The following is a 26,003-nucleotide window of genomic DNA, read 5'->3' as shown; positions in this document are numbered from 1 at the left end:
TCCTTCCATGCAGCTGACCGAGACCCACCGGCCCACGCTCGACCAGGCCCTCGAAGCCATCCGCACCCGCGCCTACTGGTCCCCGCACCCCGAGCACCCCAAGGCATACGGCGAGAGTGCGCCGGCCGACGGACTCGCGGCGTTCGAGGCCCTGCGCAACACCCGCTTCGAGCTGGACCAGCCGGGCACGGACGGCTGGACAGGTGGCGAAGTCTCACCGTACGGCCCGGAGTTGGGCATCGAGTACCCCCACCCGGACATCGACGTCCTGCTGCCCGCCATGCGGGCGGGCATGACCGCCTGGCGCGAGGCGGGGCCCGAGACCCGCGCCCTGGTCTGTCTGGAGATCCTTTCGCGGATCAGCGCCCGCACCCATGAGTTCGCGCACGCGGTGATGCACACCAGCGGGCAGGCCTTCATGATGGCGTTCCAGGCAGGCGGCCCGCACGCCCAGGACCGCGGCCTCGAGGCCGTCGCGTACGCCTACCAGGAGCAGACCCGCACCCCCGAGGCCGCCGACTGGTCCAAGCCGCAGGGCAAGCGCGACCCCCTGGAGCTGCGGAAGACCTTCACGACCGCAGGCCGCGGCATCTCCCTGCTGATCGGCTGCAACACCTTCCCCACGTGGAACGGCTATCCGGGGCTGTTCGCCTCCCTGGCCACGGGCAACCCGGTGCTGGTCAAGCCGCACCCGCGCGCGGTGCTGCCGCTCGCTCTCACGGTGCGCGTGGCCCGCGAGGTGCTGTCCGAGGCGGGCTTCGATCCGAACCTGGTCGCTCTGGCCGTCGAGCGGCCGGGCGAGGGGATCGCCAAGACCCTCGCGGTGCGGCCCGAGATCAAGATCATCGACTACACGGGGTCCACCGCCTTCGGTGACTGGCTGGAGGCCAACGCCCGTCAGGCGCAGGTCTACACCGAGAAGGCCGGCGTCAACACCGTCGTCGTCGACTCCACCGACAACTACAAGGGGATGCTGTCCAACCTGGCCTTCTCGCTGTCCCTGTACAGCGGCCAGATGTGCACCACCCCGCAGAACTTCCTGATCCCGAGGGACGGCATCTCGACGGACGCCGGACCCAAGTCGTACGACGACGTGGTCACCGACCTCGCGGCCTCGCTGGGCGGCCTGCTCGGCGACGACGCGCGGGCGAACGCCCTGCTGGGCGCTCTGGTCAACCCTGACGTCAAGTCCCGCCTGGACGCGGCGGCCGAACTGGGCGAGGTGGCCCTGCCCTCTCGGAAGATCGCCAATCCGGAATTCCCGGACGCCGTCGTCCGTACGCCAGTAATCGTCAAGCTCGACGGCGCCAAGCCCGACGCCGAAGCGGTCTACATGTCGGAGTGCTTCGGCCCGGTCTCCTTCGCGGTCGCGGTCGACTCGACGGCGGACGCGGTGGAGCTGCTGCGGCGAACGGTCCGCGACAAGGGCGCGATGACGGTCGGCGCGTACACCACGTCCGGGGAGACGGAGCGCGCGATCGAGGACGTCTGTCTGGACGAGTCGGCGCAGCTCTCCCTGAATCTGACGGGCGGGGTGTACGTCAACCAGACGGCGGCGTTCTCCGACTTCCACGGCTCGGGCGGCAACCCGGCGGCGAACGCGGCCTTGTGCGACGGCGCGTTCGTCTCGAACCGCTTCCGTGTGGTGGAGGTCCGCCGCCAGGCCTGAGACCGACGGGCCGTGATCCAGGAGGATGTCCCTCTTGGGTCACGGCCCGCGGCACAACGCGACTCCCTATGGGGAGGGGATCTCCGCATACCGCTGAACCCTCGCATGCATCGCCGCCGCGGCGCCCGCGTTGATCGAGCGAGTCGAGCCGAACTGGGCGATCGAACACACCATCGTCGCGTGCTTGCGCGCCTCCTCCGTCAGCCCGGGCCCTTCCTGCCCGAAGAGCAGCACACACCGCCGCGGCAGCTCGGTCCGCTCCAGCGGCAACCGCGCCCGGCAGATTGTCGATCCCGATGATCGGCAGATCCTCGGCCGCCGCCCACGCGGTCAGTGAGGCCGTGTCCGAGTGGTGGCGCACATGCTGGTACCGGTCGGTGACCGTGGCGCCGCGCCGGTTCCAGCGCAACGGCTGTGGAGAGCTCTCAGCCGTCCTGGGCGTCTGGTCCCTGTAGCGGACCTCCCCAGTGGAACAGAGCCATGGCCACGCTGGTGGCAAGGTTGTAGCTCGACACCTGGGGCCGCATGGGAAGCGCCAGCAGCTTGGTTGCCTGGCCCCGGAGCTCGGGCGAGACCCCGTGCCGCTCAGAGCCGAACACAAGCAGCGCGTCACCAGGGATGGCGACAAACCTGATGTCCTCCCCCTCCGGGTCCAGGACATACATCGGGCCTGGTGGAAGATCACTGAAGGGGAGCCGTTCGACGGCGGTGGCGAAATGGAGACCCGCGCCCGCCCTCACCGCGTTGGGGTGCCACGGGTCCACGTCGCCGGTAGTGACCACGCCTGTGACCCCAAAACCCGCAGCAAGACGAACCACGGCCCCGACATTCCCAAGATTGCGCGGGTTGTCCAGAACGACGATCGGTGACGTCCGTGGCAGTCGGCCCAACCCCGCCAAGTTCGTCTGACGGCTGCGTCTGGTGGCCAGAGCGGCCACCTGCGTGGGGTGAATCCTCGGCACCAGTTCGCGCAGGGTCTGTACTGGTACCTCAACGACTAGATCCCTGATGCGGTCCGTCACGTCGTCGGCGAGCGAAGCAGCGAGCGCCAGGGCGGCCTCCTTGTTGCCGGTGACTGCGACTCGTACGTCCGCCCCGAAACGAAGCGCGTGCTTCAGCGCATGGAAGCCGTCGAGCAGCACAGCATCAGGCGCGGCCTCACTCCACTGCCGTACAGCCCTCGTGGCATCGTCATCGCTCATCGCCTCAGGCTACGGTGTCGAACAGCCGCTCTCCTGCATCGCATACCACCCCCTGCGGGCGTAATTGGACCCGTGCTCTGAGCTTGGGAATCACGGGCCGCTTCCACCAGGCATGCCTGCTGAGCTGTGGAAACGATACGAATCGGGGTGTGCTCCAGCCTTCCCGAGTGACCGTGGTTGACCGGTGATCGCTGCCCTGTCTGGTGCGTATCTGGTGCGCTCGCCCTGCAGGCGCACCCTGCATCATTGCTGAGCCAGCGGGGCTTCCCCCGGGCCCATCGTCTTCGCTTTTCCCTTGGACGGCGGCAGTTGGCACCCGGCTCTGACATCTGACGCCAGCCGAGACGCAGGCCGGGGACCGCCGTGCCCGCCATGGGCGACAACCCTGATGGGCAGCCACATACCTGCGCACGGCCGCCGCCTTCCCCTCACGCCCCTGCCTCTACCCTTGAGGACTTCGGATTGATGGTTCACGAACAACCACGGAACGGAGCGTGCGGTGACCGCGGGGGAAGCGCATGGCGGAGAGCTGACGGGCAAGGTACTCGGCGGGCGTTACCGGGTGACCTCCATGATCGGGCGAGGCGGCATGGGAGTGGTCGCCCGGGCGGTGGACGAACTCCTGAACCGAGAGGTCGCCGTCAAGGTCCTGCGGGCTTTCACCGACACCTCCGCAGCCGAACTGGCCGACGTGCGGACCCGGATGCAGCGGGAGGCGCAGGCCGCCGCCCGTATCCGGCACAGCGGCGTGGTCACCGTGCACGACGTGACCGAGGAGCAGGGCCTCCCGGTCATCGTCATGGAACTCGTCGACGGGCCCTCGCTCGACGACGTGCTGACGGAGCGCGGCACACTGGAGCCCCACGAAGCCGCCGCGATCGGCGCCAAGCTGATGGACGCGCTCGACGCCGCGCACCGGGCCGGCGTACTCCACCGGGACGTCAAGCCGGGAAACGTGCTGATCGAGCACGGCGGCAGGGTCGTGCTCACCGACTTCGGCATCGCCAGCATGGAAGCCTCCGGCGACGACGCCATGTCCAAGCTGACCCAGAGCGGTCAACTCGTCGGTTCCCTCGACTATTTGCCGCCGGAGCGCGCGCAGGGCAGGGAGCCCGGTCCCGCGTCGGACATCTGGTCGCTCGGCATGACGCTCTACGCAGCCGTGGAGGGCACTTCGCCGTTCCGCCGCACGTCCGCGTGGTCCACCCTTTCGGCGATCGTCACCGAGCCCCTGCCGGAGCCCCGCCGGGCGGGACCGCTCACGCCGGTGCTCCAGGCGCTGATGGCGAAGGAGCCGGAGAACCGGCCCACCGCGGAACAGGCGCGCGGCATGCTAGAGCGCGTCGCCTCCGGCGGGACGGTCCACCTCTCATCCGCTGCTCCGACGCCGACACCCGCTCCCACGGTGGGTCCCGGGGCTGCGGCCGCCGCCGCACCGGCCCCCGGGTTCGGTCCCCCGCTGTTCCCCCAGCCCGCCCCGCAGCCTGAGCCTCCGCACGCCGGCTACGCGCAGCCCGACCTGCCGCCGCTGCCGCAGCACGGCGCGCCGGTCGCGGGCCACGCCGGAGTCCCCGCTCCCGAGACGAGCCGGACGGCAGCCCGTCGCGCAGGGCGCCGCAGCAACCGCACCGTCGTCGCTGCAGCGGCCGCCGTCGCGCTCCTCGCCGCAGGCGCCGGCATCACCTACGCCCTGACGTCCCAACAGGGCGGCACGACCACGGACGGCGCACAGGCGACGCCGCCCGGCGTCGGCTCCCCCACGGACAGCCCCTGGCCGACCGGGGGCAGCACCCCGTCGTCCGCCGGTTCTCCCGGCACGTCCTCGAAGCCGTCGACCTCGGAGGAGCCGGACGGTCACGAGGACGAGGAGCTGGGCCCCACGAAGAAGCCCGGCGTCGAAGGCGACAAGCCGACCGAGAGCCCGTCGGCCTCCCCAGAGACCAAGCCCAGCCCGACGGTGAAGGAGCCCACCCCGGTGTCGACGGCCTGCACCGGCTGGGGCCACGAGAACCGCAGCGACGGCTACGGCTACCTGGCCGAGACGTCCCACCTCTACACCGGGCCGTACGCGGAATGCCAGTACGTGACCGTGGTCAAGACCGGTGTGAAGCTCTACTACCACTGCTACATCACCAACGCCTACGGCAACAAGTGGATCTACGCCCGTATCGATGGGACGAACACCGAAGGCTGGGCCCACAGCACCAAACTCACCAAGGAGAGCGGCACCCTGCCCCGCTGCTAGGCGTTCCCAACCAGCGCTGTACAGGGGCGCAAGCCGCCACCGTGGTAGCCCCGCGACGGCCCGGGACCGCTTCAGAGGCGGTCTTTGGCGGCCCGCACCAGCTGGCTGGACGGGGACGGTTGCTGCAGTTGCGGTACTGCGGTGCTGTAGCCGCGTGCTCAGTGCAGTCGCTCCGCCTGGTCGCCCTCGTAGGGCCCCGAGACTGCCCGATGATGCCGCATCCCCGTGGCTGGCATGATCCCCCTGGAGGGGGCGGATGTGGACGTTGTGGAACTGATGGGGTGGACACTTCTACGGCCAGATCTGGCCCTGAACAGGCCCAACGGGTGCTGGAACCAAGCCTGAAAGCCTGGCCCGGCACCCACGGCAGCGGATGCGGCCCGACGCCGACCTCGGGTCACCCGACGAGCGTACGGGGCTGGTCCGGGGTCGCCCCGCCGCTGTTCCGGCCCGGCAGCGTCTCCGCGCGAGAACAGCCGGTCCCGCCCCCGGGCCATCCGAGTGCCGAGCCAGACCAGAAAGGCGGTCGGCAGGAACACCGCGTCCGCGGCGATCATCGCGAGTGAGAAGAAGGGCAGCCCGAGCAGCACCGCGATGGCCGCGTGCTCCAGCATCATGGCGCCCAGCAGGACGTTCTTGACGCGCCGGTTGAAGAGCGTGAACGGGAAGGCGACCTGCACGATCACCGTGCCGTAGGTAAGGATCATCACCATCACGCCACCGGATGCGAGGAGGTCGGAGAGCGCCGGCCAGGGCGTGAAGTAGTCGAGTTTGAGCGGGTAGTAGAGCGCGGTGCCGTCCTGCCAGCGCGAGCCCTGGATCTTGTACCAGCCGGCGGTGGCGTAGATCAGACAGACCTCGGCCATGATCACGAAGAGCGCCGCGTTGTGCGCCAGGTTGGCGAGAATGTCCAGCAGGGCGCGGGGCTCGCCGTGCGGGGCGTACCGGTTCACCATCCACCACAGCGCCTGTGCCACCCAGAGCACCCAGAGCAGGAGCAGTACGAACCAGCCGGTCTGGTTCAGGAATGTCGCACTGAACAGAGCGAATCCCAGCACCACCCAGAGGGCGGGGCCGACCCGGTCACGAGGCGGACCACTCGGACTCGCAGGAATTACCGGCCCCACGGGAACTACCGGCCCGCCCGGAGCCGACGGCCCGCCCGGCACGGCCGCTGCGAGCCGCCGTGCGTCCAGGGACCAGACCTGCCCGCAGCGCGTCAGGACCAGATAGATGGCCATCAGATGGATGACGTTGTCGCCGCCGTCGCCCATGAATATCGAGCGATTCTGCAGAGACAGCACACCGATCATGAAGAGCACCGACATGGTGCGGGTCCGCCAGCCGAGCATCAGCAACGCGCTGGACAGCATGGCGCCGGCGTAGACGATCTCGAACCAGACGGTGTTGTCCACCCACATGAGCGCGGTGAAGGCGTCATTGCCCGAAATAAGCTGGCGCGCCATTTCCCAGCTCCATGGGCCGTGGGGCCCATACATTTCATGGCGGTTGGGCAGCTCCCGCAGCAGGAAGAGCAGCCAGGTGGCGGCGAAGCCGATCCGGACGACGGCGCTCTGGTAGGGGCCGAGGGCGGTGGACGTGACGCGCTGGACGGCCCTGGCGACCGTGCGGTCGGGAGTGGCGTTCACTGCCCGGCCTCCGTCCGCCCGTTGCGGACTCCCCCGGGCAGATCGGCTGCGGTGACCGTCCACCAGGGCAGGACCCGGTACGAGGCGCGGGTGTCGATCTTCTCGTCGCTCCACTCAGGAGCCTTGACCGAGCGGGTCGAGGACCTGAGCCGGATGCGCTCGACGGGGCCGCCAAGATCGTGCGCGTCCAGCCGCTGCATCACGATGCGGCGCACATAGCTCTCGGAAAGCTGGCCGCGCAGGCCGTTCCCGCGGTTTTCGTTGTCGTGCGAGTTCACGTAGAAGTCCCAGGCCCGGCGGAGCTCGTTCTGTTCCACATGGCTCGGCAGAAGATTGCCGCGGATCGCCTCGCCGTCCTCGGCGGTGAGATCGATCCAGTCGGTGTTCTTGTGGCTGCCGTCGGCGGCCGCGTACTCGGCCTTCACCTCCACGGCGACGTTCTGCTGCAGCGGGTTGGGGGCGAAGAGCTTCCAGTTCTGCTCGAACTCGGGATAGACCCAGCCGTCGACCGCCTCGCCGTGCTCCTTGGTCACCGTGTTGGACGGCGCCACGTGCAGAAACACCATGGCCAGGTGGACACAGGCGAATACGCCGACGAGAGCGAGGGAGAGAGCGGCGGCCACCTGGTAGGGGAGGGAGAGAGCGGCGATGCCGCGCAGGGGAACGGGGACGTCGGGGGGCGATGCGGGCGGGGCATGCGTGCCCGGCGCGGGCGGGGCGCTCGGCGCCTGTGGACCGCCCGCTGCCTGCGTCTCCTGGGCCGGCCCCTGGGCCGACGGAACACTCGGGCCCTGCGAGACCGGTACAAACGCCGGCTGAGGCTCGGTCCGGGACGCGGGGACGGACTCGGTCCGGGCTGGGGGCCGGACCTCGCCCCGGGCTGCAGGAGGCTGCTCGGGGGCGTCGTCGGACGGCGGCTCGGAGCTCAGGCTACTGGCGCCTTTGACGTCCTCGTCCTCGTAGGAGTCCATCCCGCCCCGATCCCCATCGGTCCACCTCAGTTATCCACAGGGTTGACACCCTACGGGCCGTCGACTCACCATTGAAGCCAATGAACCGAACGATCGGTCGGTAGGGGGCCCGGATGACGGCAGTGACTGCGGATACGTACGAGGCGGTTTTCGACGCCGCCGTGGCCGCCGACGAGCGCATCGAGCCGCGCGACTGGATGCCTGACGCGTACAGGGCGACGCTGGTCCGCCAGATGGCGCAGCACGCCCACTCCGAAATCATCGGCATGCAGCCCGAGGCGAACTGGATCACCCGGGCGCCCTCGCTGCGACGCAAGGCGATCCTGATGGCCAAGGTCCAGGACGAGGCGGGCCACGGGCTGTATCTGTACAGCGCCGCCGAGACCCTGGGCACAAGCCGTGAGGAACTGCTCGACAAGCTCCACGCCGGCCGCCAGCGGTACTCCTCGATCTTCAACTACCCCACGCTGACCTGGGCCGATGTCGGCGCGATCGGCTGGCTGGTGGACGGCGCGGCGATCACCAACCAGGTGCCGCTCTGCCGCTGCTCGTACGGCCCGTATGCCCGCGCGATGGTCCGGATCTGCAAGGAGGAGTCCTTCCATCAGCGCCAGGGTTACGAGCTGCTGCTCACGCTCTCCAAGGGGACTCCCGCGCAGCACGACATGGCGCAGGACGCGGTGAACCGCTGGTGGTGGCCGTCGCTGATGATGTTCGGCCCGCCGGACGACGAGTCGGCCCATTCGGCCCAGTCCATGGCCTGGAAGATCAAGCGGCACTCCAACGACGAACTGCGCCAGCGCTTCGTGGACATCTGCGTCCCGCAGGCCGAGGCCCTTGGCCTCACCCTCCCGGACCCCGATATCCGGTGGAACGAGGAGCGGGGCCACCACGACTTCGGTGCGATCGACTGGGCCGAGTTCCACGAGGTCCTCAAGGGCAACGGCCCCTGCAACGAACAACGGCTCACTCAGCGCCGCCAGGCCCACGAAGAGGGCGCCTGGGTCCGGGATGCGGCCGCGGCATACGCCGAAAAGCATCAAACACACGCGACGCATCACACGCCGCAGCACGCGAAGCCCGGGGAGGCGACGGCATGAGCAGCTCGACCGACTGGCCGCTGTGGGAGGTCTTCGTGCGCTCACGCCGCGGGCTGTCCCACACTCACGCGGGGAGCCTGCACGCCCCCGACGCGGAGATGGCCCTGCGCAACGCACGCGATCTGTACACCCGGCGGAACGAGGGCGTGTCGATCTGGGTGGTGCCCTCAACGGAGATCACCGCGTCCTCGCCCGACGAGAAGGACCCGTTCTTCGAGCCGGCCGCCGACAAGCCCTACCGGCACCCGACCTTCTACGAGATCCCGGAAGGGGTGAAGCACCTGTGACCACCACGGCGAACGCCGCGGCACTGGCCCTCGGCGACGACGCGCTGGTGCTCTCGCACCGGCTGGGGGAGTGGGCGGGCCATGCGCCCGTCCTGGAGGAGGACGTCGCCCTCGCGAATATCGCCCTGGACCTGCTGGGCCAGGCGCGAGTGCTGCTCTCCCTCGTCGGGGACGAGGACGAGCTGGCGTACCTTCGCGAGGAGCGGGCCTTCCGCAACCTCCAGCTGGTCGAGCAGCCGAACGGCGACTTCGCGCACACCATCGCCCGCCAGCTCTACTTCTCGGTCTACCAGCGGCTGCTGTACGGGCAGTTGGCGGCCGGCGGCGGTGAGTTCGCCGGGCTCGCGGCGAAGGCGGTCAAGGAGGTCGCGTACCACCAGGACCACGCCGAGCACTGGACCGAGCGGCTCGGCGACGGCACGGCCGAGAGCCATGAGCGGATGCAGCGGGCGGTCGACGCACTGTGGCGATTCACCGGCGAGATGTTCGAGCCGGTCGAAGGGCTGGACGTCGACTGGCAGGCGCTGCATGCGGGCTGGCTCGAGTCCGTCACCGCCGTCCTGGAGCGCTCGACGCTGACCGTGCCCGCCGGACCGCGCTCCGGCGGTTGGGCCGCCGGCGCGGGCCGGCAGGGTCTGCACACCGAGTCCTTCGGGCGGATGCTGGCCGAGATGCAGCATCTGCACCGCAGCCACCCGGGGGCGTCATGGTGACCGATGTGAGCGATCGGACCGATCGGACCGAGACCCGGCTCGAGGCGGAGCTGCGCAGGCTCGCGGGCTCGGTGCCCGACCCCGAGCTGCCGGTGCTGACGCTGGAAGAGCTCGGCGTGCTGCGCGGGGTGCAGATACTCGGACCCGGCAGGGTCGAGGTGAAGCTGACCCCGACGTACACCGGCTGCCCGGCGATCGAGGCCATGACCTCGGACATCGAGCAGGTGCTGCACGACCACGGGATACCGGACGTCTCCGTCGTCAGGGTTCTCTCCCCGGCCTGGTCGACGGACGACATCAGCGCTGAAGGGCGACGCAAGCTCTCCGAGTTCGGGATAGCCCCGCCGCGCCCGCACGCGGCGGAGGGGCCGGTGCCGCTCTCCCTCTCGGTGCGCTGCCCGCACTGCGGCTCCACCGACACCGAGCTGCTGAGCCGGTTCTCCTCCACCGCCTGCAAGGCACTGCGCCGCTGCGTCAGCTGCCGTGAACCCTTCGACCACTTCAAGGAGTTGTAGATGTTCCATCCGCTCCGGGTCAGCGAGGTCGAACAGCTCACGGACGACTCGGTGGCCGTCACCCTCCAGGTGCCGTCCGAGCTGCGCGAGACCTTCCGCCACACCCCCGGTCAGCACCTGGCCCTGCGCCGGCTGGTGGACGGCGAGGAAATCCGCCGTACGTACTCGATCTGCGCCCCCGCCGCCCCGGCGAACGCTGATCCCGTGCTGCGCGTGGGCATCCGGCTGGTCGACGGCGGCGAGTTCTCGACGTACGCGCTCAAGGAACTGACCGTCGGCGACACCGTCGAGGTGATGCCTCCGATGGGCCGCTTCCTGCTCGCCCCTCGCCCTGGGTACTTCGCGGCGATCGTCGGCGGCAGCGGCATCACCCCGGTGCTGTCGATGGCGGCGACGCTGCTGGCTCGGGAGCCGGAGGCCCGGTTCTGTCTGATACGCAGCGACCGCACCGCGGCCTCGACGATGTTCCTGGACGAGGTTGCCGACCTCAAGGACCGCTACCCGGACCGTTTTCAGCTGGTCACCGTGCTCTCGCGGGAGGAGCAGCAGTCGGGACTGCCGTCCGGGCGGCTGGACCAGGAGCGGCTGACGGGCCTGCTGCCGGCTCTGCTTCCGGTGGCGGACGTGGACGGCTGGTTCCTGTGCGGACCCTTCGGTCTGGTCCAGGGCGCCGAGCGCGCGCTGCGCGGGCTCGCTGTGGACCGCAGCCGTATCCACGAGGAGATCTTCCACGTCGACGACGGCTCCGGCCCAAGCTCGGCTCCGGTGAGCACGCCGACTCGCGCTGCACTGACCGCGACCCTCGACGGCCGGTCCGGCAAGTGGCCGGTGCGGGAGGGTGAGTCGCTGCTGGAGACGGTGCTGCGGAGCCGCGCGGACGCGCCGTACGCCTGCAAGGGCGGGGTCTGCGGCACGTGCAGGGCACTCCTGGTCTCGGGCGAGGTGCGTATGGACCGCAACTTCGCGCTGGAGCAGGAAGAGACCGAGGCGGGCTATGTGCTGGCCTGCCAGTCCCATCCGGCCACCCCTGAAGTGGAGTTGGACTTCGACCGCTGAGCTCCCCGAACGGGCTCGCTCCCTCCCGCACTGTGTTCTTTTTCAAGAACGTGTTCTATCTTGACGGTCCGTCAGATACGGATCGGATACGGATTCGAGCAGCGCTTCAGGATGCGCCGGTGCGTGGGAGGACAGGCAGTGGACTTCACCTTCACCGAGGAGCAGCAGGCGGCCGTCGAAGCGGCAAGGGCGGTCTTCTCTGGCGTCGCGCCCGATGGAGTGCCCAGCCCCGCTCTCACTCCGGGCGCGGTGGCCGAGGAGTTCGACCGGCCGCTGTGGGCCAGGTTGGCGCAGGCCGATCTGCTGAGTCTGGTCCTGCCCCCGCAGCACGGCGGGGCAGGCCTCGACCCCATCGCGCTCTGTCTGGTGCTGCGCGAGTCAGCGAAGGTCCTGGCCCGGGTGCCGCTGCTGGAGACCAGCGCGGTCGCCATGGCCGTGGAACGTTACGGCAGCCCCCGGTTGAGCCACGAGATCCTCCCCCGGGTCGGCCGCGGGGAACTGGTGCTCACCGTCGGAGCCAACGGCCGCACCGGCCACGATCCCGCCGAACTCGCCGTCGCCGCCCGCCGGGACGCCGAACGCAAGGACGGCTGGGTGCTCGACGGGGTGCAGACGGGCGTGCCCTGGGCCCAGAACGCGGACCGCATCGCCGTGCCCGCGCACACCGATGACGGCCGCGGGGTCCTCGCCCTGGTCCCGAGGGACCATGACGGCCTCGCGCTCGCCGATCAGGTCTCCACCAGCGGCGAGCGTTTCGCCGAGGTCAGTCTGGATTCCGTACGGATAGGCAGCCAGGACCTGATCGACGCCGAGGGTGCCTGGGAGTGGCTCCGCCAGCTGCTGGCCACCGGAACGTGCGCGCTCGCGCTCGGGCTCGGCGAGGGCGTGCTCGCGATGACCAGTGAATACACCGGAAAGCGAGAGCAGTTCGGCTTCCCGGTCGCGACCTTCCAGGCCGTCGCTGTACAGGCCGCCGACCGCTATATCGATCTACGCGCCATGGAAGCGACCCTCTGGCAGGCGGCCTGGCGGCTGGGCCCGGCTCAAGGGAGTGCGGGGGTCGGCGGCCCGCTGCCGGTGTCCGGCGATGTCGCGGTGGCCAAGATCTGGGCCTCGGAGGGCGTACGCCGCGTAGTCCAGACCGCCCAGCATCTGCACGGCGGCTTCGGCGCGGACACCGACTACCCACTGCACCGCTATCACGCCTGGGCCAAACAGCTGGAGCTCTCGCTCGGCCCGGCCGCGGCCCATGAGGAGGCGCTGGGCGACCTGCTGGCCGCCCACCCCCTCGGCTGAGTCGGAGTGCGCCGGCAGAGCCTCAGAGGACGAAAGCCGGGGTGCCGTCGTCGGTGACCATGGGGCGCCCGGCGCCGTCCCAGGCGAGCATGCCGCCTTCGATGTTCACCGCGTCGATGCCCTGCTGCACCAGATACTGGGTGACCTGCGCGGACCGCCCGCCGACCCGGCACATCACATACGCCCGGCCTCCGTCGGCCAGCGCCTCGGTCACCTCACCGAAACGGGCCACGAAGTCACTCATCGGAACGTGCAGAGCGCCCTTGACATGCCCGGCCGCCCACTCGTCGTCCTCCCGGACGTCCAGCACCAGACCGTCGGCCGGTACCGCCGCGGGGTCCACCGAGGGCAGCGGGGCGAAATTCATGGGTCATGCCTTTCTCGTACCTACGCCGCAGGGGTCTGCGACTTCCCGGGATGCCTCAGGAAAACTACTGCACCAGTCCGGCCAGTTCATTCTCACGCTCGGCTACCTGCGCAAGCAGCTGCTCGGCGATCTCCTCCAGCAGCCGGTCCGGGTCCTCGGGCGCCATTCGCAGCATCGCACCGATCGCGCTCTCCTCCAGCTCCTTGGCCACTGCCGTGAGCAGTTCCTTGCGCTGCGAGAGCCACTCCAGCCGGGCGTAGAGCTCTTCGCTCTCGCTGAGCCGCTGCTCGGCGGGTACCGGCCCGGCCTCCCACTCCTCGGCCAGCTCCCGGAGCAGGCCCGTGTCGCCGAGCCCGTACGCGGCATTCACCCGCGCGATGAACTCGCCCCGCCGTTCCCGCTCGGTCTCGTCCTGCGCCAGGTCCGGATGCGCCTTGCGTGCCAGCTCGCGGTAGAGCTTGCGTGCCTCCTCGCTCGGCCGCACCCGCTTCGGCGCCTGCACGGGCTGATCGTTGAGCATCGCGGCGGCCTCGGGGGAGAGGCCGTCGGAGTCCATCCAGTCGTGGAACAGCTCCTCGACGCCGGGCATCGGCATCACCATCGCCCGCGCCTCCTGGGCCTTACGCAGATCCTCCGGGTCGCCGGTACGGGCAGCCCGGGCCTCCGCGATCTGGGCGTCCAGCTCGTCCAGGCGCGCATACATCGGGCCGAGCTTCTGGTGGTGCAGCCGGGAGAAGTTCTCCACCTCCACCCGGAACGTCTCCAGCGCGATCTCGAACTCGATCAGCGCCTGCTCGGCCGCGCGCACCGCCTTCTCCAGCCGGGCCTCGGGCCGGGTCTGCGCGTCCTGCTCTTCCTGGTTCCGGGTCGTCGGCCCCCCGGGGGCATCCTGGGTCACCCGTCCAGCCTACGGGCGCGGCGGAGCACCCCGTCACACCCCCAGCTCAGCGGCTATCCGCCCGTTCTTGATCGCCATCAGCAGCTCCGTGTGATCCGCTTCCGTGCGGTCGGCGTAGATCATGGCGAAGCCGGCCACCGCCTCGTCCAGCTCTTCGTTCTTGCCGCAGTACCCGGCGATCAGCCGTGGGTCGGCGCTGTGCGCATGCGCCCGGGCGAGCAGCGCGCCGGTCATCCGTCCGTAGTCGTCGAGCTGGTCGGGTGTCAGCGCAGCCGGGTCCACGCTGCCCTTGCGGTTCCTGAACTGCCGCACCTGGAACGGCCGTCCGTCGACCGTCGTCCAGCCGAGCAGGATGTCGCTGACCACCTGCATCCGCTTCTGTCCGAGCACCACCCGGCGGCCCTCGTGCCCCACCTCCGCCGTCGGAAACCCGGCCGCCGGCAGATAGGGCAGCAACGCCGAGGGACGCGCCTCCTTCACCTGCAGCACCAGCGGATCTCCGCGGTGGTCGAGCAGCAGCACCACATACGACCGGGTGCCGACGCTCCCGGTGCCGACCACCCGGAACGCCACATCGTGGATCGCGTACCGCGCGAGCAGGGGCAGCCGGTCCTCGGACACCGTGCGCAGATACTCCTCGAGCGACGCGGCGACGACCGCCGCCTCCGCATCAGGCACCCGCCGCAGCACCGGCGGCGCATCCACGAAGCGCCGTCCCTCTTCACCGCTGTCGGACACCGCCTCCGTCGCCTTGGCGGCGAATCGCGCACTCGTGTTGTTACGGGCCTTCTCCGACACCCGCTCCAGCGTGCCGAGCAGATCGCGCGCGTCCGCGTGGGACACGAGTTCCTCGTCGGCGATGGCGTTCCATGCGTCCAGCGCAGGCATCCTTGCCAGCAGACGCATGGTGCGCCGGTACGCGCCCACGGCGTCGAACGCGGCCGCCCGGCAGATGGTTTCGTCCGCGCCCACCACGCGCCCCGCCAGTACCAGCGAGACCGCGAGCCGCTTGAGATCCCACTCCCACGGGCCGACAACGGTCTCGTCGAAGTCGTTGAGGTCGATGACGAGGCGGCCGCGCGCATCGCCGTAGAGACCGAAGTTCGCCGCGTGCGCGTCACCGCAGATCTGCGCGCTCACCCCGGTGACCGGGGTGCCCACCAGGTCGTGAGCCATCAGAGCGGCCGAGCCGCGCAGAAAGGCGAAGGGCGAGGCGGCCATCCTGCCCACCCGTATCGGCGTCAGCCCGGGCACCCGGCCGCGGCTGGACTCCTCGACGGCCTCGACCGCGTCGGGCCGCGCCACTGCCAGCACCAGCGAGTCGTGAGAGGACCGCGGCACCCGGTCCCGCAGCGCCTTCCCCTCCTGCTTCGGCGATCGCGCGCCACCCGCAGCGCCGTCCGCCCCCCGGCCCTTGCGCCGCGCGAAGCCCGGCACTACTGGAATACGCACACCACTCCCGGAAGCTGAGCTCTCGTCCGAGCGCGCCCCCGCGCCGTCGAACTCCGCCTGCTGCACCGGCGCCACTGTCTGAGCCTCGCCCATAACGCGCTGCCTCCCCCGTCGTCGTACAACCTCAACATCAACTGCCAACGACCGTACCGCTGCCGCCCAACAGCCGTCTCCCCCTGTGGATAACCTTGCGCAACTACGCGGCCTGCGGAGATCCCCGCGCTAGCAGGCGCCCGACCGCCCCTTGGCCAGGTACCTGTCTGCCCACAGCCCCAGCTCCTTGAGCGCGGGCTCCATCGCCGCGCCCGCTTCGGTCAGCCGGTACGCGACCCGCAGCGGCGGCCCCGCGTCGACCTCCCGCACGACGAGCCCCGCCGCCGCAAGCTCGGTCAGCCGGTCCGAGAGCATGCGCTCACTGATGCCTGGGATGGCTCGCCGCAGCTCCGCGAAGTGCACCGCCCGCTGCAGCAGTACGAAGACGATCGGCCCCGTCCAGCGCTTGCCGAACAGCTCGAAGACACGCGCGATGCCCCCGTCGACGCTCTTGCACGCTTCTTCGCTGTGTTCCCGGGGTTCCGCCATGGCTCCAGGGTACTGCGCCTCCATCATGGACTTACAAAAAATAAGTAGCTATGCTATTCATAGGTCCATACGGAATTTTAGTCCCTCGTCACCACCTCCATGGAGAACCTCATGGCCACGCTGCTGCATCTCGACTCCGCCGTCTTCCCCCAGGGCTCGGCCTCTCGCGACATCACCGCCGCCTTCGTCAAGGCCTGGCAGGAGCAGCACCCCGACGGCACCGTCGTCTACCGGGATCTCGCCGCCACGCCGCTGCCCCACCTGGACTTCGCCGCCGTCTCCGCCGGAATCGAGGACGCACTGCGCGCCGAGCTGACCGCCGAACTCGAAGCGGCGGACGCCGTTCTGATCGGTGCACCGATGTACAACTTCACGATCCCGTCCACCCTCAAGGCATGGCTGGACCAGGTGATCGTCGTCGGCCACAACACGGGTCCCGACGGGCCGGTGGCCGGCACGCCTGTCACGGTCGTTGCCAGCCGCGGCGGCTCGTACGCCGCCGGTACCCCGCGCGAGGGCTTCGAGTTCGTCCAGAACTATCTGGAAAAGGTGTTCGTCGGCATGCTCGGCGCCGAGGTCGACTTCATCGTCCCCGAGCTGACAATGGCCCGTTCCAAGCCGGAGATGGCGGAGCTGATTCCGCTCGCCGACGCATCCCGTACGAAGGCGCTGGACCAAGCCGCTGAGAAAGGCAAGGCACTGGCCGCCCGCCTCGCGGCCTGACGACCTCCGAACCTGCGAACGCCCGCGGAGGCAGCACCCTCTGCGGGCGATTCACGTGGAACAGGCAACGCGGATGTTCCACGTGAAACGTCGGCCGAACCAGCCTCGCAGCAGCCGCCGGCCGAGAGCTCCGCCCACCGATCAGCCCCTCAACGGTCCCCCACCACCGGCATCCAGCCCCGCGTCCCGCGCCAGCAGCGCCGCTTGAACCCGGTTCTCACACTCCAGCTTCGCCAGGATCCGGCTCACATATGTCTTCACCGTGGCCTCGCTCATGTGCAGCCGCCGCCCCGCATCCGCGTTGGACAGCCCCTCCCCGAGCAGCGCCAGCACCTCACGCTCGCGCGCACTCAGCCCGGCCACCCGTGCCCGCGCCTCCTCGCCGCGGGCGGCCGCCCGCCCCGAGGCCAGCTGGTCGACCACATGCCGCGTCGCTCCGGGGGAGAGATACGCATCCCCCGCTGCCGCCGCCCGTACCGCACCGATCAGCTCCGCCGGCGCCGTGTCCTTCAGCAGAAAGCCCGCGCCGCCCTGTTCCAGCGCCCGCAGTACGTTCTCGCGCTCACCGAAGGTCGTCAGCACGATCACCCGCGCCGACGGTACGGCCCTGCGCAGCTCCCCCAGCGCCGTCAGCCCGTCCATCACCGGCATCTGAATGTCGAGGAGCACCACATCGGCGCTGTGCGAACGGGCCAGGTCGACCGCCTCACTCCCATTCGCCGCCTCCGCCACGACCTCGATCCCCCGGTCCGAGGTGAGAATCATCCGGATCCCGGCCCTGATGAGCGGCTCGTCATCAGCGATGACAACCCGGATCGGCGACCCCGTCACATGCACCCCCACAGCTACCGACGGCTGCCGTCGCTCACCGGCTGACCTCGTAGGACTTCTTCTCGATCAGCTTGCCGCCCTTGAAGCAGAACCGGAACACCGGCTCGGTGTCGACGTCGTCCCCCACCTCCGAGGACATCAGCACCAGACATGCGGAGCCTGCAGGCTCCTGAGGGCCCTTGCCGCTCAAACCGGCCGTCGCGATCGTGTCCCCACTCGGCAGCCGGTCGCGCACCTCGTCCTCGTCCGCCCCGACCCGCACGCTCTCGTACTGGGCCGGGTCGATCATCCCCTCGCTCACCGACCCCACGAGGAAGAACATCCCGAAGACCGCCGCCACCCCCAGCACCAGAAGTGCCGCAAGCGCTATCCCGCAGCCCAGCGCCAGACCGCCGCCCCTGCTCCTGCGCTTCCCGCCCATCGCCAGCTCCCGCTCCGAAACGGTCCAGTCCATGACCGGACCACCGTTTCCGAGCGCAGCCCTCGGCGACTGCTGGCGGAAGTCGTCCTCCGCCGCAACGAACGGCGCCGCCTCCACGACCCCGTACGGCAGCACACCCGCCACCCGGAACCCCCCGCCGTCCGCGGGCCCCGCATGCACGATGCCGCCGACCAGCCGGGCCCGCTCACGCAGCCCGGTCAGCCCCTGACCGCCGCTGACCACCTCGCCGGGCGCCGCAGCCGCCGCAGCCCCGCTGACGATCTCGACGACGAAGGAGTCCGGCTCGTACCGCAGCTCCACCGCGATCGGAGCGCCGGGAGCGTGCTTGAACGCGTTGGTCAGCGCCTCCTGCACGATGCGGTAGGCGGCATGGTCGGCCGCCGCGGCAAGCGGCCGGACCTCGCCCGCACACCGCAGTTCCACCGCATTGCCCGCCGAGCGGGCCGATTCCACGAGCCCTTCGATGCCTGCCGTACCGCGCGCGGCCCGCCCCGACTCGTCCACCGGCGCAGGCCCCTCGACCCCGTCCCGCAGAATCCCGACGACCTCGCGCAGCTCATGCATCGCGGCCACCGAAGCCTCCCGCAGCACCCCGACCGCCTCCCGCTGCCGCCCCGTCAGCTCGGGATCCACCTCAAGCGCCCCCGTATGCACGGAGATCAGCGCCAACTGGTGACCGAGGCTGTCGTGCATGTCCTGGGCGATCCGCTGCCGCTCACGCAGCCGCGCCTGCCCGGCCACCATCGCGCGCTCCCACAGCAGCTGGGCGTTGCGCTGCTGCAGCGCGTGCAGCAGGGTCCGCCGCTGTGTCCAGTAGCGACTGGCCAGCCCCGGCACGACGGTCGTCGCCAGGAAGTACAGGGTGGCCAGCAGCACCAGCGTCATCGGCCCCTGCTGCGTCCAGTTGTCCAGCAGCATGGTGCCGACGAACAGGAAGTACGCGACGGTGAACGCCGCCAGCGCCCGGCCAGCGCCCACGATCCTGCGCCCGGCCGACCACCCCACGACCATCAGCAGCGGCGCGAACCCGCTCATGAGCGGGGCGAGCACCCCGCTGACCGCAAGCACCGGCGTCGGCATCCTGCGCCGCAGCAGCGACAGCAGCGCGGCCGACGCCCCCACGACGAACAGCCTCGAGCCCTCGCCGCCCGTCAGCTCCTCGGTCCCGGCCGCCATGAGGCCGAGCACCAGCGCGAGCACCACTTCACCGGCGGTCCTCCGCCGCGACCACAGCTCGGGTGCGGCCAGCCATGCCCAGCCGGCCCGGATCCTCGATGACGCGTCCACGCCAGCACCCTAGACAGCACACCCCGCCGCGCACGGCCCACTTTCGTATCGCCCCCGAACGACGAACGTCGCACAGCCACACATCGCGCCGCGGCAGGGCAGCCGGCCAAGACAAGCCGCACGAGCTGACGATGCGGCGCCGGCGCGGAGCGCACACCAACTGAAGATCATCAAGCAAGCAGAGACCGCACCGTGAGGCATGTCATGATGTGGTCTCATTCACGTAGAACCGCCCCGTACGTACCGACCTCGGGCCGATGCGATCCCGAACAACGAGAAACGGGCCCCACCAGGACTTTCGTCACTGGTCGAGACCCGTTTCATCGGTTTCTCTGTGCGCGAGGGGGGAGTTGAACCCCCACGCCCTTTCGGGCACTGGAACCTGAATCCAGCGCGTCTGCCTATTCCGCCACCCGCGCATTGGGTGCCGCCGCCTCGTCCCTCACCTGTTCGGTGCGAGCGCCTGGCGACATCCAGAAGATTAGCACGCTGCGCAGGGTGGATTCACATCCGTTTGTTTGGCACACCCCGGCGGGAAACAGGGAACGGAAGGCGGCCGCCCCCCACTCCTCCAGGGAGCCTCCCGGGTGCGGGACACTGTCAGGAAGCCGCCTCTACGATCCGTGTGAGAGGTGACACTCATCGACGGGGCAGACAAGGGGAACCAGCCGATTTCCCGACGCGTGGATACGATCAGTAAGCAGTACCAGGACGGCAACGACGGAGGAGGTGCCCCATGGGAGTCATGAAGCGTTTCGAGCAGCGTCTCGAAGGTCTGGTCAACGGCACCTTCGCCAAGGTTTTCAAGTCCGAGGTCCAGCCCGTCGAGATCGCGGGCGCCCTCCAGCGGGAGTGCGACAACAACGCGACGATCTGGAACCGCGAGCGGACGGTCGTCCCCAACGACTTCATCGTGGAGCTCAGCGCGCCCGACTTCGAGCGCCTGAGCCCGTACTCCGGTCAGCTCGGCGACGAACTCTCCGGCCTGGTCCGCGACTACGCCAAGCAGCAGCGCTACACCTTCATGGGACCCATCAAGGTCCACCTGGAGAAGGCGGACGACCTCGACACCGGTCTGTACCGGGTGCGCAGCCGCACCCTCGCGTCGAGTACGTCACAGTCGCCCGAGCGGGCTCCCGTCGGCCCCGGCCCCGTCGCCCCCCAGGGCGGCGCCCGCGGCGGCTACGGCTACCCGCCCACCGGAGCACCTCCCATGCCGGCCGCGCCCCCTCCGGGCGTCGGCCGCCCCGGCCCCGCGCCCGTCGGGGACCGACGCCCGGCACCCGGTCCCGGACCGATGCCGAGCACCCAAGTACGACGTTGGATCGAGATCAACGGCACCCGCCATCAGATCTCCCGCCCGACGCTGGTGCTGGGTCGCAGCACCGACGCCGATGTGCGGATCGACGACCCCGGCGTCTCGCGCCGGCACTGTGAGATCCGGACCGGAACGCCCTCGACGATCCAGGATCTCGGGTCTACCAACGGCATCGTGGTAGACGGGCAGCACACCACCCGCGCTACGCTCCGCGACGGCTCGCGGATCGTCGTGGGCAGCACCACCATCGTTTACCGGCAAGCCGAAGGGTGAAGCGGGGGCAATGTCAGAGCTGACCCTGACGGTCATGCGGCTAGGTTTCCTGGCCGTTCTGTGGCTGTTCGTGATCGTGGCCGTCCAGGTCATCCGCAGCGACCTGTTCGGTACGCGCGTCACGCAGCGCGGCTCACGCCGCAATGCCGACGCGCGTCCCCAGCAGACGCGCCAGACCGCCGCGCCACCGCCGCAGCGGCAACAGCCGAGCGGCCGCCAGCGCCGCGGAGCACCCACCAAACTGGTCGTCTCGGAAGGCACCCTCACGGGTACCACGGTGGCGCTGCAGGGCCAGACCATCACCCTGGGCCGGGCGCACGACTCCACGATCGTGCTGGACGACGACTACGCGTCCAGCAGGCATGCCAGGATCTACCCGGACCGTGACGGCCAGTGGATCGTCGAGGATCTCGGGTCCACCAACGGCACATATCTCGACCGGACCCGACTCACCACCCCGACACCGATTCCGCTGGGCGCGCCGATCCGCATCGGCAAGACCGTCATCGAGCTGCGGAAGTAGTACGACAATGAGCGAGCGGAGCGAGCGAGCCGCAGCGGTCCCAACAGCGGACCGGGACGGGCTCCCGACCGGAGGGTGGGCAGTGTGGCTCGAGACCGGTTGTACCCCGATCCGACGGGCGAGGTGCGCATGAGTCTGTCTCTGCGCTTCGCCGCCGGATCACACAAGGGCATGATCCGGGAGGGCAATGAGGACTCCGGCTACGCCGGCCCCCGCCTTCTGGCCATCGCCGACGGCATGGGCGGCCAGGCCGCCGGCGAGGTCGCCTCGTCGGAGGTCATCTCCACGCTCGTCACACTCGACGACGACGTGCCCGGCTCGGACATCCTCACCTCGCTCGGCACTGCCGTGCAGCGCGCCAACGACCAGCTGCGGCTGATGGTCGAGGAGGACCCCCAGCTCGAAGGCATGGGCACCACGCTCACCGCCCTGCTCTGGACCGGCCAGCGCCTCGGCCTCGTACACGTCGGCGACTCACGCGCCTATCTCCTCCGCGACGGCGTGCTGACCCAGATCACCCAGGACCACACCTGGGTGCAGCGGCTCGTCGACGAAGGCCGGATCACCGAAGAGGAAGCCACCACCCACCCGCAGCGCTCCCTGCTGATGCGCGCGCTGGGCAGCGGCGACCATGTCGAGCCCGACCTCTCCATCCGCGAGGTGCGCGCCGGCGACCGCTATCTGATCTGCTCCGACGGGCTCTCCGGCGTCGTCTCCCACCAGACGATGGAAGAGACCCTCGCCAGCTACCAGGGCCCGCAGGAGACCGTCCAGGACCTGATCCAGCTCGCGCTGCGCGGCGGCGGCCCGGACAACATCACCTGCATCGTCGCCGACGTCCTCGACACCGACTCCAACGACACCCTGGCCGGGCAGCTCAACGACACCCCGGTCGTCGTCGGCGCGGTCGCCGAGAACCAGCTCCAGCTGAACGACGGCGGCGCCATGCAGACCCCGGCGGGACGCGCCGCCGGCCTCGGCCGCCCCGTATCCCCGCAGCCCGGCGGCTTCGGCCCGCCCGGCAGCGGCGACGGCATGGGCTACGGCGGCATGCCGCCCGAGGGCAGCTTCGGGGCGTACACCGACGAGGACTTCATCAAGCCGCGCGGCAGCCGCAAGTGGCTGAAGAGAAGCTTCTACGCCGTGCTTGCGCTGGCAGTCGTCGGCGGCGGTCTGTACGGCGGCTACCGCTGGACCCAGACCCAGTACTACGTCGGCTCCAACGACGAGCACGTCGCCCTCTACCAGGGCATCAGCCAGGACCTGGCCTGGGTCTCGCTCTCGAACGTGGAGAAGGACCACCCCGAGATCGAACTCAAGTACCTCCCGCCCTACCAGCGCAAGCAGGTGGAGGCGACGATCACGGCGGACAGCCTCGGCAAGGCCCGCGCGAAGATCGACGAGCTCGCCGTACAGGCCTCGGCCTGCAAGAAGGACGAGCAGCGCCGCGAAGCGGCCGACCGCGCGAGCACCGCGCCGCCCGGCGAGGGCCAGGCCGGTGGCACCACCGGCAAGCCGACCACCCAGAACGCCAAGACCAAGCCGACCGCAGCCACTCCCACTCCGGGCCCCACCCTCTCGGAGGAGGAGCAGAAGCTGGCCTCGAACTGCGGCAAGCAGTAATAGGCCGTAGGGGGCCTCTCCACCATGAGCGTTGTCACCAACACCACCACGATCGGCGCGATCGAAGCACCGAGCCGTCGCAACACCGAGCTGATGCTGCTCGCTTTCGCAGTCGTCATCCCCGTGTTCGCGTACATCAACGTGGGTCTCGCACTCGACGGTAAGCTGCCGGCCGGAGTGCTCGGCTACGGCGTCGGCCTCGGCCTGCTCGCCGGTGTGGCCCATCTCGCGGTGCGCAAGTTCGCCAAGTACGCCGACCCGCTGCTGCTTCCGCTGGCCGCGCTGCTCAACGGCCTCGGACTGGTGATGATCTGGAGACTGGACCAGTCGCCCCGGCTGATCCAGCGCGCCCAGAAGCTCTTCGGCGGCTTCAGCCCGGACGCCCCCAAGCAGCTGATGTACTCCGCGATCGGCATCGGCCTCTTCGTCGGCGTACTGATGCTGCTCAAGGACCACCGCATCCTGCAGCGCTACACGTACATCTCGATGGCAGCGGCCCTGGTCCTGCTGATCCTGCCGGTGTTCTTCCCGGCGGTGAACGGCGCCAAGATCTGGATCAGTCTCGGTCCCTTCACCATCCAGCCCGGCGAGTTCGCGAAGATCATCATTGCGATCTTCTTCTCCGGCTATCTGATGGTGAAGCGGGACGCCCTCGCGCTGGCCAGCCGCCGCTTCATGGGCCTGTATCTGCCCCGCGGCCGTGACCTCGGACCGATCCTGATGGTCTGGGCGATGTCGATCCTCATCCTCGTCTTCGAGACCGACCTCGGCACCTCGCTGCTGTTCTTCGGCCTCTTCGTGATCATGCTGTACGTCGCCACCGAGCGCACCAGCTGGATCGTCTTCGGTCTGCTGATGTCCGCCGTCGGCGCGGTCGGCGTCGCCTCCTTCGAGCCGCACGTCCAGCAGCGGGTGGAATTCTGGCTCAACCCGTTCGCAGAGGAGACCTGGCGGCAGAGCGAACAGATCGGCCAGGCGCTGATGTCCTTCGGCTCCGGCGGCACCCTCGGCACCGGCCTCGGCCAGGGCGACTCCGACCTCATCGGCTTCGCCGCCAACTCCGACTTCATCCTCTCCACCTTCGGTGAAGAGTTGGGCCTGGCCGGAATGATGGCGTTCCTGCTGGTCTACGGCCTGATCGTGGAGCGCGGCGTACGCACCGCCCTCGCCGCCCGCGACCCCTTCGGCAAGCTCCTCGCCATCGGCCTCTCCGGCGCCTTCGCCATCCAGGTCTTCGTCGTCGCCGGCGGTGTCATGGGCCTCATCCCGCTCACCGGAATGACGATGCCGTTCGTGGCGTACGGCGGTTCGTCCGTGATCGCCAACTGGGCGCTCATCGGCATCCTGATCCGTATCAGCGACACCGCGCGCCGTCCCGCGCCGGCTCCCGCTCCGTCCCCCGACGCCGAGATGACCCAGGTGGTCCGACCGTGAACAAGCCCCTGCGCCGGATCGCGATCTTCTGCGGGCTCCTGGTACTCGCCCTCCTGGTGCGTACCAACTGGCTCCAGTACGTCCAGGCGGACGACCTCAATACAAACTCGAAGAACCGCCGTGTCCTGATCGAGCGGTACGCCGCCGAGCGCGGCAACATCATCGTCGACGGCAAGCCGATCACCGGTTCCGTGGAGACGAAGGACACGGACTTCAAGTTCAAGCGCACCTACGTCGACGGTCCCATGTGGGCTCCCGTCACCGGGTACGCCTCCCAGGCATTCGACGCCAACCAGATCGAGAAGCTCGAGGACGGCATCCTCACCGGCAACTCCGACCAGCTCTTTTTCGACCGCACGATGGCGATGTTCACCGGCGACAAGAAGAAGGGCGGCAACGTCGTCACGACGCTCAACGGCGCCGCACAGAAGGCCGCCTACAAGGGCCTCGGCTCCAAGAAGGGCGCCGTCGCGGCCATCGACCCGCAGACCGGCAGGATCCTCGCGCTGGCCTCCACCCCCTCGTACGACCCCGCCTCCTTCGCCGGCTACGGCGCATCGGACGAGATCGCCTGGAACAAGCTCGAGAAGGACAAGGACAAGCCGAAGCTCAACCGCGCGCTGCGCGAGGTCTACCCGCCCGGTTCCACCTTCAAGGTGGTCACGGCGGCCGCAGCCCTGGAGCACGGCGAAGTCACGGACATCGAGGCGGCGACGGACACCCCTGAGCCGTACATCCTGCCCACCACCCGCACGCCGATGGTCAACCACGCCAGCGGCTGCAAGAACGCCAGCCTGAACCAGGCGCTCAAGGTCTCCTGCAACTCGGTCTTCGCGAAGCTCGGTGACAAGGTCGGCCGCGACGACATGCTGGAGACGGCGCAGAAGTTCGGCTTCAACAACCCCGAGGTCGACACCCCGGTGCGCGCCGCCGCCTCCGTCTACGACAAGACGATGGACCGCCCCGGAAACGCGCTGTCCTCCATCGGCCAGTTCAACACCGCCGCGTCCCCCCTCCAGATGGCCATGGTCACCGCGGCGATCGCCAACGACGGCAAGCTGATGAAGCCGTACATGATCGACCAGCTGGAATCGCCCAACCTGGACATCATCAAGAAGAACGAGCCGCAGGAGATGAGCCGCCCGCTCTCCCAGAAGAACGCGCAGCTCCTGCAGCAGATGATGGAGAACGTCGTCGAGAACGGCACCGGCACCAGGGCCAAGATCGACGGCGCCACGGTCGGCGGCAAGACCGGCACCGCCCAGCACGGCGAGAACAACAGCAAAAACCCCTACGCCTGGTTCATCTCGTACGCCAAGACCGGCGACGGATCCCCGGTCGCCGTCGCGGTCGTCGTCGAGGACAGCGAGGCCAAGCGCGACGACATCACCGGCGGCGGCCTCGCCGCCCCGATCGCCAAGGCCGTGATGCAGGCGGTACTGGACAGCAAGAAGTGACGCGGATCACGTCCGGCGTCCATACCTGCACATTGCGATACCGGTCGGGTATCAGGTGACGGTCACAGGCCGATCAGGTGGTACACGGCC

Annotated in this window: 23 protein-coding genes, 1 tRNA gene and 1 pseudogene; 14 read left to right on the top strand and 11 right to left on the bottom strand. The window is 69.5% G+C overall.

Going from position 1 to position 26,003, the window contains the following annotated elements:
* The first annotated feature begins 7 nt into the window (after positions 1–7).
* Positions 8–1,669 carry a phenylacetic acid degradation protein PaaN gene (paaN, locus tag ACI2LP_RS16285; RefSeq protein ID WP_404725168.1) on the top strand — a complete coding sequence of 554 codons (1,662 nt, stop codon included), beginning with the start codon at positions 8–10 and terminating at the stop codon, positions 1,667–1,669.
* Positions 1,670–1,735: 66 nt separating this feature from the next.
* Here paaN and ACI2LP_RS16280 read toward each other — a convergent pair.
* Positions 1,736–2,075, bottom strand: a pseudogene (locus ACI2LP_RS16280) (TrmH family RNA methyltransferase); the annotation flags it as partial.
* Between the two features lie 19 nt (positions 2,076–2,094).
* The gene (locus ACI2LP_RS16275) at positions 2,095–2,871 is read right to left on the bottom strand and encodes a TrmH family RNA methyltransferase (RefSeq protein ID WP_404725167.1); all 777 of its coding nucleotides are present in this window, start codon (positions 2,869–2,871) and stop codon (positions 2,095–2,097) included.
* A gap of 499 nt (positions 2,872–3,370) precedes the next feature.
* Here ACI2LP_RS16275 and ACI2LP_RS16270 point away from each other — a divergent pair, with 499 nt between their 5' ends.
* On the top strand, positions 3,371–5,116 hold the full coding sequence (locus ACI2LP_RS16270) for a protein kinase (RefSeq protein WP_404725166.1): 1,746 nt from the start codon (positions 3,371–3,373) through the stop codon (positions 5,114–5,116).
* A gap of 158 nt (positions 5,117–5,274) precedes the next feature.
* Here the strand turns inward: ACI2LP_RS16270 and ACI2LP_RS16265 are convergent, their stop codons facing one another.
* On the bottom strand, positions 5,275–6,765 hold the full coding sequence (locus ACI2LP_RS16265; RefSeq protein ID WP_404725165.1) for an HTTM domain-containing protein: 1,491 nt from the start codon (positions 6,763–6,765) through the stop codon (positions 5,275–5,277).
* Positions 6,762–7,736, bottom strand: a complete 975-nt coding sequence (locus ACI2LP_RS16260) for a DUF5819 family protein (protein ID WP_404725164.1) — start codon at positions 7,734–7,736, stop codon at positions 6,762–6,764. The genes ACI2LP_RS16265 and ACI2LP_RS16260 overlap by 4 nt, the downstream gene beginning before the upstream one ends.
* A 113-nt stretch (positions 7,737–7,849) precedes the next feature.
* On the opposite strand from ACI2LP_RS16260, the gene paaA reads away from it, so the two are divergent.
* From paaA to ACI2LP_RS16230, 6 genes are all read left to right on the top strand, one after another.
* Positions 7,850–8,836, top strand: a complete 987-nt coding sequence (gene paaA / locus ACI2LP_RS16255) for a 1,2-phenylacetyl-CoA epoxidase subunit PaaA (RefSeq protein ID WP_404725163.1) — start codon at positions 7,850–7,852, stop codon at positions 8,834–8,836.
* Positions 8,833–9,123: a 1,2-phenylacetyl-CoA epoxidase subunit PaaB gene (paaB, locus tag ACI2LP_RS16250; protein WP_360866943.1), complete on the top strand. Its 291-nt coding sequence runs from the start codon at positions 8,833–8,835 to the stop codon at positions 9,121–9,123. Before paaA ends, paaB begins: the two co-directional genes overlap by 4 nt.
* On the top strand, positions 9,120–9,836 hold the full coding sequence (paaC, locus tag ACI2LP_RS16245) for a 1,2-phenylacetyl-CoA epoxidase subunit PaaC (protein WP_404725162.1): 717 nt from the start codon (positions 9,120–9,122) through the stop codon (positions 9,834–9,836). The genes paaB and paaC overlap by 4 nt, the downstream gene beginning before the upstream one ends.
* On the top strand, positions 9,830–10,351 hold the full coding sequence (paaD, locus tag ACI2LP_RS16240; protein WP_404725161.1) for a 1,2-phenylacetyl-CoA epoxidase subunit PaaD: 522 nt from the start codon (positions 9,830–9,832) through the stop codon (positions 10,349–10,351). The genes paaC and paaD overlap by 7 nt, the downstream gene beginning before the upstream one ends.
* Positions 10,352–11,407 (top strand): 2Fe-2S iron-sulfur cluster-binding protein, encoded by a 1,056-nt coding sequence (locus ACI2LP_RS16235; protein ID WP_404725160.1) that lies wholly within the window; start codon positions 10,352–10,354, stop codon positions 11,405–11,407. It begins immediately after the preceding gene.
* A gap of 138 nt (positions 11,408–11,545) precedes the next feature.
* Positions 11,546–12,703 carry an acyl-CoA dehydrogenase family protein gene (locus ACI2LP_RS16230; RefSeq protein ID WP_404725393.1) on the top strand — a complete coding sequence of 386 codons (1,158 nt, stop codon included), beginning with the start codon at positions 11,546–11,548 and terminating at the stop codon, positions 12,701–12,703.
* 22 nt (positions 12,704–12,725) lie between these two features.
* Here ACI2LP_RS16230 and ACI2LP_RS16225 read toward each other — a convergent pair whose 3' ends face one another.
* The 4 genes from ACI2LP_RS16225 to ACI2LP_RS16210 form a co-directional block, all read right to left on the bottom strand.
* On the bottom strand, positions 12,726–13,070 hold the full coding sequence (locus tag ACI2LP_RS16225; protein ID WP_404725159.1) for a rhodanese-like domain-containing protein: 345 nt from the start codon (positions 13,068–13,070) through the stop codon (positions 12,726–12,728).
* 64 nt (positions 13,071–13,134) lie between these two features.
* Entirely contained in the window at positions 13,135–13,968 is an 834-nt protein-coding gene (locus ACI2LP_RS16220) for a J domain-containing protein (protein WP_404725158.1), read from the bottom strand.
* Between the two features lie 33 nt (positions 13,969–14,001).
* Positions 14,002–15,513 carry a DUF2252 domain-containing protein gene (locus tag ACI2LP_RS16215; protein WP_404725157.1) on the bottom strand — a complete coding sequence of 504 codons (1,512 nt, stop codon included), beginning with the start codon at positions 15,511–15,513 and terminating at the stop codon, positions 14,002–14,004.
* A gap of 129 nt (positions 15,514–15,642) precedes the next feature.
* A complete protein-coding gene (locus ACI2LP_RS16210) occupies positions 15,643–16,002 on the bottom strand; it encodes a winged helix-turn-helix transcriptional regulator (protein WP_404725156.1) in 360 nt (119 codons plus the stop codon).
* Between the two features lie 111 nt (positions 16,003–16,113).
* Here ACI2LP_RS16210 and ACI2LP_RS16205 point away from each other — a divergent pair, with 111 nt between their 5' ends.
* A complete protein-coding gene (locus ACI2LP_RS16205; protein WP_404725155.1) occupies positions 16,114–16,725 on the top strand; it encodes an FMN-dependent NADH-azoreductase in 612 nt (203 codons plus the stop codon).
* Positions 16,726–16,866: 141 nt separating this feature from the next.
* On the opposite strand, the gene ACI2LP_RS16200 is transcribed toward ACI2LP_RS16205, so the two are convergent.
* The 3 genes from ACI2LP_RS16200 to ACI2LP_RS16190 all read right to left on the bottom strand — a co-directional run bounded on the left by ACI2LP_RS16200 (position 16,867) and on the right by ACI2LP_RS16190 (position 19,704).
* The gene (locus tag ACI2LP_RS16200; protein ID WP_404725154.1) at positions 16,867–17,556 is read right to left on the bottom strand and encodes a response regulator; all 690 of its coding nucleotides are present in this window, start codon (positions 17,554–17,556) and stop codon (positions 16,867–16,869) included.
* Positions 17,557–17,590: 34 nt separating this feature from the next.
* Entirely contained in the window at positions 17,591–19,285 is a 1,695-nt protein-coding gene (locus tag ACI2LP_RS16195) for a sensor histidine kinase (RefSeq protein WP_404725153.1), read from the bottom strand.
* Positions 19,286–19,620: 335 nt separating this feature from the next.
* Positions 19,621–19,704: transfer RNA gene (locus ACI2LP_RS16190), tRNA-Leu, on the bottom strand.
* Between the two features lie 317 nt (positions 19,705–20,021).
* On the opposite strand from ACI2LP_RS16190, the gene ACI2LP_RS16185 reads away from it, so the two are divergent.
* From ACI2LP_RS16185 to ACI2LP_RS16165, 5 genes are all read left to right on the top strand, one after another.
* On the top strand, positions 20,022–20,876 hold the full coding sequence (locus ACI2LP_RS16185; RefSeq protein ID WP_404725152.1) for an FhaA domain-containing protein: 855 nt from the start codon (positions 20,022–20,024) through the stop codon (positions 20,874–20,876).
* 10 nt (positions 20,877–20,886) lie between these two features.
* Positions 20,887–21,399 (top strand): FHA domain-containing protein, encoded by a 513-nt coding sequence (locus ACI2LP_RS16180; protein WP_360867038.1) that lies wholly within the window; start codon positions 20,887–20,889, stop codon positions 21,397–21,399.
* 129 nt (positions 21,400–21,528) lie between these two features.
* Complete coding sequence (locus tag ACI2LP_RS16175; protein ID WP_404725151.1) at positions 21,529–23,022, top strand: PP2C family protein-serine/threonine phosphatase; 1,494 nt, start codon at positions 21,529–21,531, stop codon at positions 23,020–23,022.
* 24 nt (positions 23,023–23,046) lie between these two features.
* Complete coding sequence (locus ACI2LP_RS16170; RefSeq protein WP_404725150.1) at positions 23,047–24,456, top strand: FtsW/RodA/SpoVE family cell cycle protein; 1,410 nt, start codon at positions 23,047–23,049, stop codon at positions 24,454–24,456.
* Positions 24,453–25,913: a peptidoglycan D,D-transpeptidase FtsI family protein gene (locus ACI2LP_RS16165; protein WP_404725149.1), complete on the top strand. Its 1,461-nt coding sequence runs from the start codon at positions 24,453–24,455 to the stop codon at positions 25,911–25,913. Before ACI2LP_RS16170 ends, ACI2LP_RS16165 begins: the two co-directional genes overlap by 4 nt.
* Positions 25,914–26,003: the final 90 nt, after the last annotated feature.

The sequence above is a fragment of the Streptomyces sp. NPDC019890 genome, assembly GCF_044903445.1.
Taxonomy (GTDB): Bacteria; Actinomycetota; Actinomycetes; order Streptomycetales; family Streptomycetaceae; genus Streptomyces.
Note: the sequence above shows the minus strand (reverse complement) of the source record. Positions and strands in the feature narration are given on the sequence as shown.